The sequence below is a fragment of the Bartonella sp. AA86SXKL genome (assembly GCF_042196885.1).
The window spans coordinates 1-584 of sequence record NZ_JBHIRE010000521.1 but is presented as its reverse complement, the minus strand read 5'-3'; the positions used below and the strand labels follow the sequence as shown (position 1 = coordinate 584).

1 protein-coding gene is annotated in these 584 nt (G+C 38.9%); it reads right to left on the bottom strand.

Annotation, left to right across the window (positions count from 1 at the left end; translation table 11 throughout):
* Positions 1-257: 257 nt before the first annotated feature.
* The coding region (locus tag ACFIO5_RS13025) for an alpha-hydroxy-acid oxidizing protein (protein ID WP_375705637.1) at positions 258-584 on the bottom strand (327 nt) is incomplete at its 5' end.

The window sequence follows — 584 nt, the reverse complement described above, 5'->3', positions numbered from 1 at the left end:
GCTTGTTCCTTTTATACTTAGAATGAGCTTTATCAACAAAGTGAATAAAATATGTACGCAGTGTTGTTTATATTTTTTCTGTGTTCATTATTATTAGACCTTTCCTCTCTACTATTATCGTCGTTATTAGGTGCTTTCTATCATTTTATAGGGGGACTTTTGAGGTTTAATATCAGCTGTCAATATGTCTGTAAAACATAAAAAATATGCCTCTCTATAAGAAAGATTTTCTTTAAACGCAGTTGAGAGTATTTTTTTCATTGCTCAAAAACATCTGGACTTGCTAAACTTTCCCGTGTGATCTCTTTAATCGCGCGTACACCTGTCAATGTCATCGCCACGCGCATTTCATTCGCAAAAAGATCAATGAGGTGCGCAACACCTTTCTCACCTGCTGCTGCAAGCGCATAAACAAAAGCACGACCAATCATAACAGCATCCGCACCTTGTGCTATCATACGTACAACATCAAGGCCAGAACGAACACCAGAATCCACTAAAATAGTCAAATCACTCTTTACAGCCTCTGCAATTGCTGGCAACGCACGTACTGTTGATAAGACACCATCAAGTTGGCGTCCACC